Source organism: Pseudomonas sp. KD5 (genome assembly GCF_012932895.1).
Classification (GTDB): Bacteria; Pseudomonadota; Gammaproteobacteria; order Pseudomonadales; family Pseudomonadaceae; genus Aquipseudomonas.
The window spans coordinates 156004-171120 of sequence record NZ_JDWJ01000008.1 but is presented as its reverse complement, the minus strand read 5'-3'; the positions used below and the strand labels follow the sequence as shown (position 1 = coordinate 171120).

The window sequence follows — 15117 nt, the reverse complement described above, 5'->3', positions numbered from 1 at the left end:
TCTCAGCAGGGTGTCGCGGCGCCTTTGCGCGCGTACCACCACCAGGTCACCACGATGCAGCTCAGGTAAAAAACGACGAACATGTAGAAGGCCATCTCAGGGCCGCCGGTCTGGGCCATCGAAGTGCCGAAGGATTTGGGAATGAAGAACGCACCGAAGGCGCCCATGGCCGAACTGAAGCCCAGGACGGCGGCCGATTCCTTGCCGGCATCCTTGAGCGCCTGTTCACGCACGGCTGGCGATTTCCCGGCCGAGGCTTTTTCGTGCTGCGTGCGGAAGATCACCGGGATCATCCGGAAGGTGGAGCCGTTGCCCACGCCAGTGGTGATGAACAGCAGCATGAACAAGCCGAGGAAGCCGTAGAAGCTGCCGCCCGCGCCGTTCTGCGGCAAGAAGTGCATCACGCCGAAGACCATCGCGATCATCGCCACGAAGTTCCACAGGGTCACTTTCGCGCCACCGAGCTTGTCCGCCAGCCAGCCGCCCAATGGCCGTACCAGCGCACCGACCAATGGGCCAAGGAAGGCGAATTTCAAGGCGATGACATCCGGAAAGGAGGTTTTGATCAGCAGCGGAAACGCGGCGGAAAAGCCGATGAACGAACCGAAGGTCGCCAGGTACAACCAGCACATCAGCCAGTTGTGTTTGCGCTTGAAGATCACCGCCTGCTCGCTGAACGAGGCCCGGGCGCTGGACAGGTCATTCATGCCGAACCAGGCCAACACCGTCACCAGGACAATGAACGGCACCCAGATGAACCCGGCGTTCTGCAGCCACAATTGACCGCCGTCCGGCAACGCTTGCGACGAGCCGCCCATGAAGCCGAACACACCGAAGGTAATCACCAGCGGCACACAGAACTGCATCACTGAGACGCCCAGGTTGCCCAGTCCGGCGTTGAGGCCAAGGGCCGTACCCTGCTGGGACTTGGGATAGAAGAAGCTGATGTTGGACATGCTCGAGGCGAAGTTGCCGCCACCAAAACCGCAGAGCAAGGCAATCACTACGAACACGCTGTATGAGGTGCTCGGGTCCTGCACGGCGAAGCCCATCCAGATCGATGGCAACAGCAGCGACGCGGTGCTCAGGGCAGTCCAGCGCCGGCCGCCGAAGATCGGCACCATAAAGGAATAGAAGACCCGCAAGGTCGCACCGGACAGCCCCGGCAACGCCGCCAGCCAGAACAGTTGGTCAGTGGTGAAGCTGAAGCCGATGGCGTTCAACCGCACAATCACCGTGCTCCAGACCATCCACACCGCAAAGGCCAACAACAGCGCAGGAATGGAAATCCACAAGTTGCGAGTGGCGGTCTGTTTGCCGCTACTTCCCCAGAACGCGGGGTCCTCGGGGCGCCAGTCATGAATGACCGGGCCTTTGTCAGGCGTTTGCAGAACGGACATGTTCTTCTCCTTGGGCAATGCTGGAAATCGGGGACGGAATCAGCAGCGGCTCTTTACCAAGCACCGGGCTTTTGCGTATTTCGCTGAAGTACATCCAGGTGAGGGAGACCCAGACCACGCCGTACATCAACATGAAGCAGGAAGAGCGCACGCCGGTGAGGTCCACCAGGGCGCCGAACAGGATCGGCAGCACAAAACCGCCCAGGCCACCCGCCAGGCCGACGATGCCGGACACCGCGCCCATGTTTTTCGGGTAGTCATTGGCGATGTACTTGAAGACCGAGGCCTTGCCGAATGCGAAGGCGATGCCCATGAGAAACAGCAGCACGGTGAACAGCGCGGGGCTCAGCCCAATGTGGAAATCCAGCGGACCATCGATGGTCTGCACTTGCAGTTGGGTCTGGGGATACGAGAGCAGGAACAGGCAGATCCAGCTGACCCACAACACCCACCAGGTCACGCTTTGCGCGCCCCAGCGATCCGACATCCAGCCACCGACGGCACGCAGTACGCCACCGGGCAGGGAAAAACAGGCTGCCAGCAGCGCCGCGCTTTGCAAGCTGAAACCGTATTCCTGCACGTAGTACTTGGTCATCCACAGGGCCAGGGCGACGTAGCCGCCAAAGACGATCGAGTAGTACTGGCAGTAGCGCCACACCGCAGGATCCTTCAGCGAGCGCAGTTGCTCACGCAAGCTGGCGCCCGTGGCACTGCGATGGCCCTTGTTTTCTGAGGTCAGGAACCAGAACAGCAGCGCAGTGATAAACAAGATCGCACTGAAGACCTTCGGCACCAGCTGCCAGCTGCCGGCGGCGATCAGCGCCGGGGCCAGGAACTTGGTCACCGCCGACCCGGCGTTACCGGCACCGAAGATGCCCATGGCGAAGCCCTGGTTCTCCTTGTCGAACCATTTGGCGACGTAGGCAATCCCCACGGAAAACGAGCCACCGGCCAGGCCGACGAACAAACCCAGTACCAGGAACTGCCAGTAGGCGGTGGCGTGACTGATCAAGTACAGCGGCGTGACGCAGGTCAGCATCAGCAGGAAAAACACGCTGCGCCCGCCAAAGCGGTCGGTCAGCAAACCCAGCGGCAAACGCACCAGCGAGCCGGTCAGCACCGGGGTCGCGGCCAGCAGGCCGAATTGGGTTTCGTTGAGGTGGAGCAGTTCCTTGATCGGCACCCCGAGCACGGCAAACATCATCCAGACCATGAAGCACACAGTGAAGGCCAGTGTGCTCATGCCCAGCACCAAGCCTTGTCGTACACGCGGTTGGTTCACAATGCTCTCCCGTCAATTAGCCATGGCGGCAGACTAGAGAGGCAAACCCCGCAAAAACTTGACCCAGGTCAACGATGCCCATGAGGGCCTAAGCCTATGCTTAGCCCGCCTACCTCCAAGGAGGTAGTGCAAAAAAACCTTAAAAACCTTTATTTATCAGCTTGTTAAGGGTTTTAACCCACGCTTTTGCCGACAAGGAACTGTCGACAACTCTTTAGAGGTAGCTCGCCCAGGAACGGCGGCAAAACCCCACGCTGGAACGTGCATGCTCTGTTTTCTTATCGTTTTCCCGGACCTGCGCCGATGATCCGCTGGTTGCGCAGCTCCCTGCCCGCTCGCGCCGGGCTGGCGGTGATTCTGATCGCCGTGCTGGCGCTCGCCAGTTCATTGAGCGCCGGGCTGATCGCCTGGTTCAGCCAGGGCGATGCCGCTGCCATCAACACCGCAGGCTCGGTGCGCATGGAGACCTATCACCTGAGCTGGAAACTCGCCGCTGGCGTCGCCGACGAAGAAATCGCCGCCATCATCGACAGCCTGCAAAACCGCTTGGACAGCCACTCGCTCAAAGCGGTACTGGAAGATGGCCCGAGCACCGCATTGCAACTCAGTTATGGGCAAATCCAGCAACACTGGAATGAGGATTTGCGTCCGGCACTGGAGCGCGGCGATGCGGCGGCCTTTCAGGCCCAGGCCCAGTCCTTCGTTGAGCAACTGAACCAGTTCGTCGATCTGTTGCAGCGCCAAAGCGAACAAAAGCAAGGCTGGCAACAGGCGATCCAGGGCCTGGCCCTGTTCACCACCATGATCGTCCTGCTGCTCGGGCTCTACGAACTGCAGTACGGCGTTGTCACCCCTTTGAAGGAATTGGTGGATGCAACCCAGCGCTTTCGTCGCGGCGACTTCAAGGTGCGGGTCAACCATCAGTCCGAGGATGAGCTGGGCCAGTTGGCCATGAGTTTCAACACCATGGCCGAGACGATCGAAGAGTCGCATCGCACCCTGGAAAGTCAGGTCCAGCAAAAAACCCTGAACCTGCAACAAGCCAATGCCGCCCTGGAGCTTCTGTATCAAAGCAGCCGAAGCCTGGCCACACGCCTGGCCAATGCCGAAGGTCTGGATGAGTTGATTCGGCGCTTCCAGCAACGCCTGCCCGGCTTGCGCCTGTCGCTGTGCCTGCAGGGACAGTTGCAGGCACCGGCCCAGCAGCTGCTCGCCCTGCATGGCGCGAACATCCGGGAAGTCTGCGCCAGTAGCGACTGCGCCACGTGCCAGCGACACCCTAAAACCAACCCGCAAATCTTCAGCATCAGCAACCAGGGCAGTGAACTGGGTGAGCTCAAGGCGCACTTTGTCGACGGGCACCCCATGCAAGCCTGGGAAACCCAACTGATCCAGGCCCTGGCCAATCTGATCGGCACCTCGCTCTCGCTCAAGCGTCAACGGGAACAGGATCATCGCCTGCTGCTGCTCGAAGAACGCACGATCATCGCCCGCGAGCTGCACGATTCACTGGCCCAGGCCCTGTCCTACATGAAGCTGCAAGTCAGCCGCATGCAAACCCTGATACGCCGGGGCGAACCGGTCCAGACCCTGGAAACCGTCACCAGCGAATTGCGCGAGGGACTGAACAATGCCTATCGCCAATTGCGCGAGTTGCTGACCACGTTTCGCTTGCAGATTCACGACGCGGGACTGGTACAGGAACTCAAGGACACGGCCGAGGAGTTTTCCCGTCGCGGAGAGTTTCAGGTGCACCTGCACGTCGACACGCTGGCCTTTCAGCTATCGGCCAGCGAACAAATCCACATTTTGCAGATCACCCGCGAGGCGCTCTCCAACTGCCTGCGCCACGCCCATGCGCAAAACGCCTGGCTGCAACTGCGCCAGGATGGCGAGACCGTCAGGTTGTCGGTCGAAGACGACGGGCGTGGGTTCAGTGGCAACGTCGACCAGCGCGAACACCACGGCCTGAACATCATGGATGAGCGGGCTCGCAGCTTGCGCGGCCAACTGCAGATATTTTCCAGGGAGCCCCAAGGCACCCGTGTCCAACTGGAATTCCACCCGGAGTTTCTCGGGCAGCAAACAGAAGGTAGCGCCACATGACCCTGTCCCCACAACACAAAATCCTGCTGGTAGACGATCACCCGATGATGCGTCACGGCATTCGCCAGATGCTCGAACTCGAAGATGATTTCCTGATCGTCGGCGAAGCCAGCCAGGGTGAAGAAGCACTCAGTCTGATTGAGCCGCTTCAACCGGACCTGGTTTTGCTCGACAACAACATGCCGCAAATGAATGGCATCGAAACCCTGCGCCGACTACGAGCCATGCACTACACCGGCAAAGTCCTGCTGTTTACGGTATCGGACGCCGAAGACGATATTCGCGATGCACTGCGCCTGGATGCCGACGGCTATCTGCTCAAGGACATGGAGCCCGAACTGTTGATTCAGTACATCCGCGATGCCCTGAACGGCGCGCTGGTGATCAGCCCGGGACTGACCCAAGTCATGGCGCAAGCGCTGCGTGCTCCTGCGCGTCAGGCCGTGGTGGAACTCACCGAGCGCGAACGCCAGGTGTTGAAGACCATCGCCAGCGGCTTCAGCAACAAGGTCATCGGGCACAAGCTGGGCATCACCGAAGGCACGGTCAAGGTTCACGTCAAGAACCTGTTGCACAAACTCGGCTTGCGTTCGCGAGTCGAGGCGGCGGTGTGGGCCATGGAACATCTGCGCAACGCCGGCTGACGGGTATTCCTCTTTGGAGGTAGGCCTGCAGAGGCATAGGTCATCGAGCCTACGCTCTCTACTATGGTCGTCAGCGGAGGTACGCCATGCTGACTCACCCTTCCATCGTTTTAACGTTGCGCCGTCATCATCTGTTCAGCCAACTGCCGGAGAAAGTCTTCGAGGAAGTCTGCAGCCTGGCCATGCTCAAACGCCTGAGTTGTCACAGTACGCTCATGCATCAAGGGGATCCGGCCAGGCGCTTTTTCCTGCTGGTCAGCGGCCAGGTCAAGTTGTACCGGCTCACCGGTGAAGGCCAGGAGAACCTGGTGGAGATCATTCAGCCCGGCCAGACTTTTGCCGAAGCCTTGCTGTTCAGCCAGGCTCGTCTGTATCCGGTGAGCGCCACCGCGCTGAAGGACAGCGTGCTGGTGAGCATCGACGGCAACCATTACCGCAATGCCCTGGAGGACCAGCCGAAAGTCTGCCTGGCCATCCTGGCGAGCATGAGCGTTCACCTGCACCTGCGTCTGCGCGACATCGATACCTTGACCATGGCCAGTGCGAGCCGTCGGGTGATCAATTTCCTGTTCCAGGAACGCCACCCGGTGACCGGCCAGATTGTCTTGCAGATGTCCAAACGCCTGGTGGCGTCGAAGCTGGGAATTCAGCCGGAAACCTTTTCGCGGATACTGCATCGCCTGGTGGAAAGCGGCCTGATTGCCATGGAACGACGCCACATCAGCATCCTCGCTGAAGAGGAACTGGCCGCTTTCCAATAGCCGGAATTGACCGTTATCAAGGCGCCCTGCCACACCTCTTGCACACTGACAGAGCCCATCCACGGAGAATGCAAATGCCCCGTTCAACCCTGCCTTTGGTTTACTCCTGCTCAGGCTGCTCCAACGTCGCCCAACTGGCCAACACCCTGGCCGTGCGCCTGGATCGCAGTGGTCTGGCTGAAATGTCCTGCATCGTTGGTGTCGGCGGGCATGTGGCAGCGCTGGTCAACAAAGCGCGCTCGGGGCGCCGGATCTTCGCGCTGGACGGCTGCCCGCTGCAATGTGTTGAAAACAGCCTCAAGCAGCATGGCCTGCATGCTGATGTGCACCTGATTCTCAGCCATTACGGGCTGCGCAAACGCTATGGCGAGGACTGCACACAGGCGCAGAGTGATGAGTTGTTTGAAGGGATCAGGCAACTGATTGCCAGTGATGCCCGGCAGCATGAAAACCGTCAGGAAAGGCGATTTTGATGGTGTACATATCCGTTTCTGCGGTAACGGCCGCTTAGGGTTCCGCCCTTACGGCGGGTCACTTTCGAAAAGCGCGAAAGTAACCAAAGCGCTTTGCCCCACCATTCGGTGCCTCGCTTAGGCTCGGCACCGAACGAAAGGGGCAAGAGCCCTTTGGTTACTTTGGGGCTTTTCCAAAGTGACTCGCTGTAAGAGCGAAACCGCCAGCCGTCGTTACCGCAGAAACGGATATGTACACCATCAAAGCCGCGATAACGGTACAACAGTCGACATCAATGTTGAATGTGCCACCGTCATCGCGCGCAAGCCCGCACGCATCTATGATCACCCAGCCGCCAAGCCCTTCCCCGCCCGCTCCAGATTGCGCCACAACCATACAGGCAGAACATCGGGATCAAGGCTGTCGATCAGGTTCTTCAGCGCCAGCCCCAGTTCGGTATCGCCCTCGATGACCAGTCGCCGGCGAAAGAACAACGTGTCCGGATCTTCCTGACGGCTGGCCAGCAATAAAAATTCGCGCCAGTTACCGCTGATGGTCACGCTCGCCGTAGCGTGCTCGGCAATCCGCAAGCCCTGACGACTGAGCGTCAGGTACCAGGACAAACCCAGGTCCGGAATCCGCAAGCACAGCCAACGTCCGCGCAGCACTTCGAACTCGCCATCGCGCAACGGCTCGGCGAGGCAGCGATTCAGTGCCTGCTGCAACGCCAGGCGCTGCACGGCAAAAGGCACCCGGCGCACCAGCGGCAGCAACCGGTCGGCACCTTTCAACAGCCACTTTTTCCGATTCAACACAGGCCGACCTCCTCGACGCGCAGCATGCCGGCCTGGCCATGCCAATAGCCATTGCAACCTTCGACGAACAGCGGCGGTGTCTCGCCCTGACGAACCCGTTGATAGGCCGCGATCACTTCGGCCATGCCCTGAGCACGAGGGCTCAAGCGCAACAGATCGGCACCGCAGGCCACCAGTCCGGCGTAATCGGCCAGCAGATTGGTCACCTCGGCCGACATCGTTTGAATACCGTTAAGGGTAAACAGTGGTTGCCCTTCCTGGCTGGTCAGCGCCAGGCCATCGGGGTAGTTGATGCAGCAAAACCGGCAGTCGTCCTTGGGCCGATTTTCTGCACGGGCAGTGAAGCAGCGGGCGGAATAGGCCAACGGCAGATGCCCATAGGCGAAGATTTCAACTTCCGGCACTGCACGACCCAATTCACGCACCTGCCCGATCACATCGCTGATCAGCGTCGCCGAACACTCCACGGGCGGCACCCAGCGAGTCATTCCGCTGTCGAGTAATTGTGCCAATGAGTGGCCGTTGTACAGATTGAGCGCCGGACCGCCCACGAACGGTAACTTGCGTTCGGCCAGGAATTGCACCGCGCCCATGTCGTTGGCTTCCACCAGCAATTGGCCGTTGTCGCACAGCCGGCGCAGGCTGGAGAGTTCGGAGGCAGCCTCGATCAGCGTCAGGCTGGAAAGCACCAACTGTGCCGGGCTGCATTCCTGTAACTCGCGCCCCAGCCCCAGCCATTGATCCAGGGAAAAGGCCCGGCGTTTGGAGCACACGGTTTCCCCCAGATAAATCACGTCCAGGGGCAAGGTCGACATGTCGGCGTAAAAGTTGCTGAGTTGCTCTTTGTCCCAATAAAACAGGACCGGTCCCAGGCTGAGCTTCATGTCGCGTCCCTCATTGCCATGATCGATGATAAGCGCCCAGGGTGGTCTGGTTGCCTTCGGACAAACCGGCCAGCACCTGACGCCATTCTTCCTTGACCCGAAAACTGCCGGGCGCGCCACGGTGAGCGTCCAGTGCCGCGCGCCAGACCCGGGTGACTTGTTCGACATACGCCGGGCTGCGTTGGCGGCCCTCGATTTTCACCGCTTCGACGCCGATGGCCGTCAATTCCGGGAGCAAGTCCAGGGTGTCGAGGCTGGTGGGCTCCTCCAGCGCATGAAAGCGTTTGCCATCGACCAGAAAACGGCCTTTGCACAAGGTCGGGTAACCGGCCGATTCGTCAGGGGTGTAGCGATCGATCAGCACCTCGCTGAGGCGCGCGCTCAAACCTTCGGCGTCCTCGCTCCAACGCACGGCTTTGGCTGGCGAACAGACACCGCACAGGTTCGGCGACTCACCGGTGATGTAGGAAGACAGGTGGCAACGCCCTTCGGCCATGATGCACAAGCTGCCGAAGCCGAATACTTCGATGGGCACCGGGCTGCTGGCGGCGACTTGACGTACCTGCGCCAACGACAACACCCGTGGCAATACCGCGCGACGAATGCCGTAGCGCTGCGCATAAAATTCCAGCGCCGCGGCATGGGTTGCCGAACCCTGAACCGACAGATGCAGGGCCAATTGCGGGTGACGCTGACTGGCATAGTCGAGCACCCCGGGGTCGGCGGCGATCAGCGCATCGACGCCGAAATCGGCGGCACGATCCACCGCCCGTTGCCAGCGCTCCCAACCCTTGGGTTGTGGGTACGTGTTGACCGCGACGTAGAGTTTGCGTTGATGCTGGCGGATGTGAGCGACGGCGGCGTCGAACTGTTTGTCGTCCATGTTCAGCCCCGCGAAATGCCGGGCGTTGGTGTCATCGCGAAAGCCGACATACACGGCATCTGCGCCTTGGCGCACCGCCGCTTTAAGCGCAGGCAGGTTCCCTGCCGGGCAGACCAGTTGCATGGGTAATCCTCATGAAATTACGCGCTGCCAGTCTAGCCAGACCGGCAGGCACGGCCTTGACGGCAATCAATTGCCATCACTGCATCAGGTCGGCGAAAGGCAGGAACAACACGTTGTCGTGCTTGAGCACTTGCTGCTCGCACTCGATCACCGCCAGCCCGTCGGCCCAGCACGCGGCGGTCAACATGGCCGAGCTTTGCTGAGGGTGCAGTTCCACACTCAACTGGCCATCGGCGCCGGGCGTCAATCTGGCCCGCAGGTATTGTCGACGCTTGTTACGCTGCAACCAGTCAAACCCGGCGGGTACAGCCAGCGGCACTGGCAGCACGTCAGTCACACCCTGAGCCCTGAGCAGGAACGGACGCACCACCACCAACGCGGTAATCAGCGCCCCCGACGGGTTTCCCGGCATACCGATCCACGGCTTACCGGCCACTTCGCCATAGGCCAATGGCTTGCCCGGCTGGATGGCCAGCCGCCAGAAATCCACACTGCCCAGCTCCTCGATGGCCTGTTTGAGGTGATCTTCCTCGCCGACCGACACGCCACCGGAGCTCAACAGCAAGTCGCATTCCGAAGACGCCAGACTCAATGCATGCCGGCTGGCCACCAGCTCATCGGCCATGACACCATAGTCATGCACCTCGACGCCCCAGCCGCGCAACAACGCAGCGAGGCAATACCGGTTGCTGTTGTAGATCTGCCCCGGTGCCAAGGAATCGCCCGGCTCACGCAGTTCATTACCGCTGCTGAGCAGGCACACCTGTAACGGTCGATAGACCTCGACCCGCGCGATCCCGGCACCGGCCAGCAACCCCAGTTCCTGTGCGCGCAGGCGTTTGCCAGCCTTGAGCAACAGATGCCCGCGGCGAACTTCCTCACCCTCCTTGCGCACGTGATCGCCAACGGATACCGGCGGGAACCAGACGCGCTCGCCCTCGACCCGGCAGCGCTCTTGCGGCACCACGGTATCGGCACCCGGTGGCAATGGCGCGCCGGTAAAGATCTGCACCGTTTGCTGCGCGAGCAAGGGCGAGCGCGCCTGATCCCCCGCCGCAATTCGCCCGCCAATCGTCAAACAGCCACCTTCCGCTGGCAGGTCACCAGCCCTGAGGGCATACCCGTCCATGGCACTGTTGTCCCAGGCCGGCAGGTTCACCGGGCAATGAATGTCCGCCGCCAGCACCCGCCCCAAGGCTTGATCCAGAGGAACCATTTGCGCCAGGGGTGGCGGTGGTGCCTGGTCCAGCAGACGGCTGATGGCCTTGTCCACGGGCATCAGGTTGCCGAGGTCGCACACCCGGCCGCTCATGAGCGTGTCTCGCAGGCGTCGATGACCCGCTGCGCTTGCGCTTTCAAATGCGGGGCGAAGTTACACGGGCCGGTGCGACTGTCCAGTTGCTCGAGCAGAATCTTGTTCCAGGCAGTCCGGCAGGCACCCGGCGAGCCAGGAACGCAGCACACCAGTACACCGTTACTCATCCCGGCCAGTGCCCGGGACTGCAGACTGGACATGCCAATCTCCTCCAGCGACACCTGGCGGAACAATTCGCCGAAGCCTTCCACATGTTTGTCCAGCAGTGGCAGCACCGCTTGCGGTGTGTTGTCACGAGCGGTGAAACCGGTGCCGCCGGTCATCAGTACCACTTGCACCTTGGGGTCGGCGATCCACCGGGAAACGGTGGCGCGGATCTGATAAATGTCGTCCTTGACCAGATCCCGATCGATCAACACATGCCCGGCGGTTTGCAGCAAATCCGTCAGGGTCTGTCCCGAGGTGTCGGTGTCAAAGGTGCGCGTATCGCTGATGGTCAGCACGGCAATGTTCAGGGGTTCGAAACTGCGTTGCGTCAGATGGGCCATGTCCAGCTTTCCCGTAGATGAGGGTATGGCCCAAAGCCTGAACCGGAATAGCGAACGAGCCTATTCCTCCAAGGAGGTACCTCGTCGGCGTCTAAGGATTAATGGGGGACTCACGCCCGTAGCAGCTGCCGAAGGCTGCGTTCGGCTGCGCAGCAGTCGTAAACCCTGCTTACACGGTTTGTCTGGAGTACCGCAGTGCCTGATTTTACGACTGCTGCGCAGCCGAACGCAGCCTGCGGCAGCTGCTACGGGGGAACTTACTCGTCGCTCAAGGCGCCAAACGACTCCGTTGCCATGCACCATCTCGCAACCGGTAATCGAGGCGGTCATGCAAGCGGTCGGCACGGCCCTGCCAGAACTCCAGACGTTCAGGGTGCAGGCAGTAGCCACCCCAATGCTCGGGACGCGAGACGGTCTGGCCAACGAAGCGCTTGATGGTCTGCGCCAGCATCGACTCCAGCGCGGCACGACTGGCCAACGGACGGCTTTGCGGTGAAGCCCAGGCGCCCAGACGACTGGCCATCGAGCGGGAATCGAAGTATGCATCCGAGAGTTGCGGGTCGAGCCTGGACACCCGGCCTTCGATGCGCACTTGACGCTCCAGCCCCGGCCAGAAAAACGTCATGGCGGCATAGGGATTGGCGGCCAGTTGCCGCCCCTTGTCGCTCTGATAATTGCCGAAAAAAGTAAAACCTTCATCGCTCAAGCCTTTGAGCAACAGCACACGGCAGTGCGGCCGCCCTTCATCATCGACCGTCGCCAGCACCATGCTATTGGCTTCGACAGGTGCGCACTCGGTGTCGCGGGCCTGTTGCAGCCATTGCCGGAACATCGCCAGTGGATCGTCCAGCGCAGCCTCATCTTGCAGGCCATTAAGGGTGTAGTTACGGCGCATTTGGGCCAGGGACAGGGGCATGACGGTGATCTCCGGAAGGTTTTGCGCAGTGTGCGAGGCACTGCGCGATACCACCTTGACCGTCATCAACACCGAGCGTCGAAGCGGCAGCGCCCTTACCTACTTCAGACGCAGGCGCCGCGCCAGCTTGTGCAAATTGCTGGGGTCGACTTCCAGCATCCGCGCGGCGCTGGCCCAGTTGTCCCCGGACAGGCTCAGGGCCTCGAGGATCTTCTTGCGCTGGTAATCATCGACGGCTTCGCCCAAGGGCTGGAACGGCAGATCAGCCGTAATGTCCCGGGATGGCTCGACCTCTGCCCCCGGTGCTGCCATCGGACTGTCGAGATCGAGAACCTCTGGCTCCAGCGTCATGATCGATGTGCGACTCGTCCCGCGACTGAGCTGCTTCAACGCGGCCCGACTGATGACGTGCTCCAGTTCGCGCACATTGCCCGGCCAGGTGTATGCCAGCAAGGCTCGCTCCGCCGCTGGCGACAATCGCAAACCTCGCAGGCCGAGCCGCGCCCGATTGAGCTCCAGAAAATGCCCGGCCAGCATCAACACATCGTGACCACGCTCGCGCAGGGCCGGAATCGGCACCGGGTACACCGAGAGCCGGTGATACAGATCGGCCCGAAACAAGCCGTCGCGGATGCTGTCCGGCAGGTGCCGGTTGGTGGCGGCGATGATGCGTACATCGACGTGCAACGGCTTGTCGGCGCCCAGACGCTGGATCTCGCCGTTTTGCAGGGTGCGCAGCAATTTCGCTTGCACACTCAATGGCAACTCCCCGACTTCATCGAGAAACAGCGTGCCACCGTTGGCGGCATCGAACCGTCCGGCGCGGTCACTGGTGGCGCCGGAAAAGGCGCCTTTGACATGCCCGAACAACTCACTCTCTGCCAGCGACTCCGGCAGGGCTGCGCAGTTAACCTGTATCAGCGGTTTGTGGTGGCGCCTTGAAAGACGATGCAAGCGCCGTGCGAACAGCTCTTTGCCGACGCCGGTCTCGCCCAGCAGCAATACCGGCAGATCGGAATCGGCCAGTACATCCAGCTCATTGAGCAACTGATGCAACACCTCACTCTGCCCAAGGATCTCGCCCTCCCCGACGGGCATGCGCAAGTCCTGGGGATCGCTGCGGGACAGGCGCAAGCTGCGGTTTTCCTGCTCCAGGCGAGTGACCCGCACGGCGGCTTCGATCTGCAAAGTGCAGCGCTTGAGCTCTTCCCGCGCCCGGTTGTCAAAGGTCCCGGCGTGCAGCGCATCGAGGGTGATCGCGCCCCAGATCCGCCCCTCGACATACAGACTCACGCCCATGCAGTCATGCACCGGCAGCGGTTCGCCGATGTGGTTGTCGAGCAAGCCATCGTAGGGGTCCGGCAGGCGGCTGTCGGGCTCGAACCAGGTCGGCTCGCGCGACGCCATGATCGCCGCCAGCCGAGGATGCTGGGCGATGACGAACCGGCGTCCCAACGCTTCATGAACCAGCCCCACCGTCGCAACGGGCCTGAGGCTGTCGTCATCCAGACGCAGCAAGCCCACGGCGCCACTGTTGAAGTATTCGCGCAGGGTCTGGACCAGTCGTTGCAACCGTACGGCATTGGGCAACTCGACGATCAGGTCGGCCGCCAGGCTTTCTCGCAGCATGGTAGTCATCACCCTCTATGGTTGTATTTACCCTGAAGCATCAGGGTGAATATCACCACAACTAAAAATTAATCCATGTTTTTCAATACGTTAAAAATGGCATGCCGGGTGCAATGAGCCTGGGGAACCGTTGAAACCCAAACAAGGAACCCTGATGAGCCAGCCCCTATTGGAACAAAGCCTCGGCCAACTGGCCTGCGACATTCCCGGTGCCACCCGGATCTTTCACACCTTCAAACTGGACTTCTGTTGCGGCGGGCATAAAAGCCTGCGTGAAGCGGCCCTTGGCAAAAACCTCGATCCGGTCCTCATTGCCGACGCCCTGCAGATTCTGCAAGACGCCGGCGAAACCCAGCACGACTGGCGCAACGAACCGTCGGAACTGCTGATCGCCCACCTTCTGACGCGCTACCACGCCCGCCACCGCGAGCAACTGCCGGAGCTGATCCGACTGGCTCGCCGCGTCGAGCAGGTCCATGGCGCGCGCAGCAGTTGCCCCAACGGCCTGGCCGATCTGCTGACAGACATGCAGCAGGAACTCGAAGGCCACATGCTCAAGGAAGAACAAGTGCTGTTCCCGATGCTGCAACAAGGCGTTGGCCCTCAGGCCGCACCGCCAATCCAGGTGCTGCGTTTCGAACACGATCAACATGGCGAGGCGCTGGAGAAGATGCTCGCCCTGACCAATCACATCATCCCGCCCGCCGATGCCTGTAACACCTGGCGTGCGCTCTACCGTGGGCTGCTGGAGTTCAAAGACGACCTGATGCAACACATCCACCTGGAAAACAACGTGCTGTTCATTAATGCCCTGAACCCCCGCCATTGATCGATTACCGGCCACCCCCAACCCGCGCCATCCAACCGGATGACGCGGGTTTTGTTTATGAGGGACGTATTGCGATCAGCCGTGCCAATAGAACATGGCCTTGGCCAGGATCACGATCAACACCATGTGCCCGAGAATGCTGCGGCGAATCCAGCTTGCGCGGGTCGCGGTCAGGCGCCCGTGGGTCAGCCAATAGGCCAGCAGCAAGTAATGACCAATGATGCTCAAGGCCAACAGGATTTTCAGGCTCAGCAACGTACCAAAACTGCTGGCCAGCGGCTGACTCAATGCGCCCCGGTACTGCCACGCCAAACCGATGCCGGCGCCATACAACAGCAACACCACACCATGCAGAACCTTACGCGAACGCAGGGCAATCGCCTGATCCGCCGTCACTTGCGCAATCTCCGTCAACGGCTGGCGGGCGCGATGCCAGATGACCACCTCGAAAAACAGCGTGCCAATGAAGGCGATTGCCGCCAGCAGGTGTGCGACCAGAAAAAACGGATACATTAGCGGCAGCCTCTGT

15 protein-coding genes are annotated in these 15117 nt (G+C 60.9%); 5 read left to right on the top strand and 10 right to left on the bottom strand.

Annotated elements, in window-relative coordinates; all coding sequences use genetic code 11:
• Window positions 1–2: 2 nt before the first annotated feature.
• A complete protein-coding gene (locus tag AF70_RS18845; RefSeq protein ID WP_028940871.1) occupies window positions 3–1400 on the bottom strand; it encodes a NarK family nitrate/nitrite MFS transporter in 1398 nt (465 codons plus the stop codon).
• On the bottom strand, window positions 1378–2682 hold the full coding sequence (locus AF70_RS18840) for a nitrate/nitrite transporter (RefSeq protein WP_028940872.1): 1305 nt from the start codon (window positions 2680–2682) through the stop codon (window positions 1378–1380). The genes AF70_RS18845 and AF70_RS18840 overlap by 23 nt, the downstream gene beginning before the upstream one ends.
• 303 nt (window positions 2683–2985) lie before the next feature.
• Between AF70_RS18840 and AF70_RS18835 the strand changes: the two genes are divergently transcribed.
• The 4 genes from AF70_RS18835 to AF70_RS18820 all read left to right on the top strand — a co-directional run bounded on the left by AF70_RS18835 (window position 2986) and on the right by AF70_RS18820 (window position 6666).
• On the top strand, window positions 2986–4788 hold the full coding sequence (locus AF70_RS18835; RefSeq protein WP_028940873.1) for a HAMP domain-containing protein: 1803 nt from the start codon (window positions 2986–2988) through the stop codon (window positions 4786–4788).
• On the top strand, window positions 4785–5432 hold the full coding sequence (gene narL / locus AF70_RS18830) for a two-component system response regulator NarL (protein WP_028940874.1): 648 nt from the start codon (window positions 4785–4787) through the stop codon (window positions 5430–5432). Before AF70_RS18835 ends, narL begins: the two co-directional genes overlap by 4 nt.
• Window positions 5433–5518: 86 nt before the next feature.
• Entirely contained in the window at window positions 5519–6193 is a 675-nt protein-coding gene (locus AF70_RS18825) for a Crp/Fnr family transcriptional regulator (protein ID WP_019649064.1), read from the top strand.
• 74 nt (window positions 6194–6267) lie between these two features.
• Window positions 6268–6666: a putative zinc-binding protein gene (locus AF70_RS18820; protein WP_028940875.1), complete on the top strand. Its 399-nt coding sequence runs from the start codon at window positions 6268–6270 to the stop codon at window positions 6664–6666.
• Between the two features lie 324 nt (window positions 6667–6990).
• Here AF70_RS18820 and AF70_RS18815 read toward each other — a convergent pair whose 3' ends face one another.
• The 7 genes from AF70_RS18815 to norR form a co-directional block, all read right to left on the bottom strand.
• A complete protein-coding gene (locus AF70_RS18815) occupies window positions 6991–7461 on the bottom strand; it encodes an SCP2 domain-containing protein (RefSeq protein WP_028940876.1) in 471 nt (156 codons plus the stop codon).
• A complete protein-coding gene (locus AF70_RS18810) occupies window positions 7455–8345 on the bottom strand; it encodes a U32 family peptidase (protein WP_028940877.1) in 891 nt (296 codons plus the stop codon). The genes AF70_RS18815 and AF70_RS18810 overlap by 7 nt, the downstream gene beginning before the upstream one ends.
• A gap of 10 nt (window positions 8346–8355) precedes the next feature.
• On the bottom strand, window positions 8356–9351 hold the full coding sequence (locus tag AF70_RS18805; RefSeq protein WP_028940878.1) for a peptidase U32 family protein: 996 nt from the start codon (window positions 9349–9351) through the stop codon (window positions 8356–8358).
• 76 nt (window positions 9352–9427) lie between these two features.
• A complete protein-coding gene (gene glp / locus AF70_RS18800) occupies window positions 9428–10663 on the bottom strand; it encodes a gephyrin-like molybdotransferase Glp (RefSeq protein ID WP_028940879.1) in 1236 nt (411 codons plus the stop codon).
• Window positions 10660–11214 (bottom strand): molybdenum cofactor biosynthesis protein B, encoded by a 555-nt coding sequence (moaB, locus tag AF70_RS18795; protein ID WP_028940880.1) that lies wholly within the window; start codon window positions 11212–11214, stop codon window positions 10660–10662. Before moaB ends, glp begins: the two co-directional genes overlap by 4 nt.
• A 268-nt stretch (window positions 11215–11482) precedes the next feature.
• Window positions 11483–12130 carry a pyridoxamine 5'-phosphate oxidase gene (gene pdxH / locus AF70_RS18790; RefSeq protein WP_028940881.1) on the bottom strand — a complete coding sequence of 216 codons (648 nt, stop codon included), beginning with the start codon at window positions 12128–12130 and terminating at the stop codon, window positions 11483–11485.
• A gap of 99 nt (window positions 12131–12229) precedes the next feature.
• Entirely contained in the window at window positions 12230–13759 is a 1530-nt protein-coding gene (norR, locus tag AF70_RS18785) for a nitric oxide reductase transcriptional regulator NorR (RefSeq protein WP_028940882.1), read from the bottom strand.
• 154 nt (window positions 13760–13913) lie between these two features.
• Here norR and ytfE point away from each other — a divergent pair, with 154 nt between their 5' ends.
• Window positions 13914–14588, top strand: a complete 675-nt coding sequence (ytfE, locus tag AF70_RS18780) for an iron-sulfur cluster repair protein YtfE (protein ID WP_028940883.1) — start codon at window positions 13914–13916, stop codon at window positions 14586–14588.
• A 75-nt stretch (window positions 14589–14663) separates the two neighbouring features.
• Here the strand turns inward: ytfE and AF70_RS18775 are convergent, their stop codons facing one another.
• Entirely contained in the window at window positions 14664–15101 is a 438-nt protein-coding gene (locus tag AF70_RS18775; RefSeq protein WP_028940884.1) for a membrane protein, read from the bottom strand.
• Between the last annotated feature and the right edge of the window lie 16 nt (window positions 15102–15117).

What these genes read in the sequence shown, in the direction of transcription:
- glp (WP_028940879.1), bottom strand. Translation starts at nt 10,663, where the DNA reads ATGAGCGGCCGGGTGTGCGACCTCGGCAACCTGATGCCCGTGGACAAG.
- AF70_RS18820 (WP_028940875.1), top strand. Translation starts at nt 6,268, where the DNA reads ATGCCCCGTTCAACCCTGCCTTTGGTTTACTCCTGCTCAGGCTGCTCC.
- narL (WP_028940874.1), top strand. Translation starts at nt 4,785, where the DNA reads ATGACCCTGTCCCCACAACACAAAATCCTGCTGGTAGACGATCACCCG.
- AF70_RS18805 (WP_028940878.1), bottom strand. Translation starts at nt 9,351, where the DNA reads ATGCAACTGGTCTGCCCGGCAGGGAACCTGCCTGCGCTTAAAGCGGCG.
- moaB (WP_028940880.1), bottom strand. Translation starts at nt 11,214, where the DNA reads ATGGCCCATCTGACGCAACGCAGTTTCGAACCCCTGAACATTGCCGTG.
- ytfE (WP_028940883.1), top strand. Translation starts at nt 13,914, where the DNA reads ATGAGCCAGCCCCTATTGGAACAAAGCCTCGGCCAACTGGCCTGCGAC.
- pdxH (WP_028940881.1), bottom strand. Translation starts at nt 12,130, where the DNA reads ATGCCCCTGTCCCTGGCCCAAATGCGCCGTAACTACACCCTTAATGGC.
- AF70_RS18845 (WP_028940871.1), bottom strand. Translation starts at nt 1,400, where the DNA reads ATGTCCGTTCTGCAAACGCCTGACAAAGGCCCGGTCATTCATGACTGG.
- AF70_RS18775 (WP_028940884.1), bottom strand. Translation starts at nt 15,101, where the DNA reads ATGTATCCGTTTTTTCTGGTCGCACACCTGCTGGCGGCAATCGCCTTC.
- AF70_RS18810 (WP_028940877.1), bottom strand. Translation starts at nt 8,345, where the DNA reads ATGAAGCTCAGCCTGGGACCGGTCCTGTTTTATTGGGACAAAGAGCAA.
- norR (WP_028940882.1), bottom strand. Translation starts at nt 13,759, where the DNA reads ATGCTGCGAGAAAGCCTGGCGGCCGACCTGATCGTCGAGTTGCCCAAT.
- AF70_RS18835 (WP_028940873.1), top strand. Translation starts at nt 2,986, where the DNA reads ATGATCCGCTGGTTGCGCAGCTCCCTGCCCGCTCGCGCCGGGCTGGCG.
- AF70_RS18825 (WP_019649064.1), top strand. Translation starts at nt 5,519, where the DNA reads ATGCTGACTCACCCTTCCATCGTTTTAACGTTGCGCCGTCATCATCTG.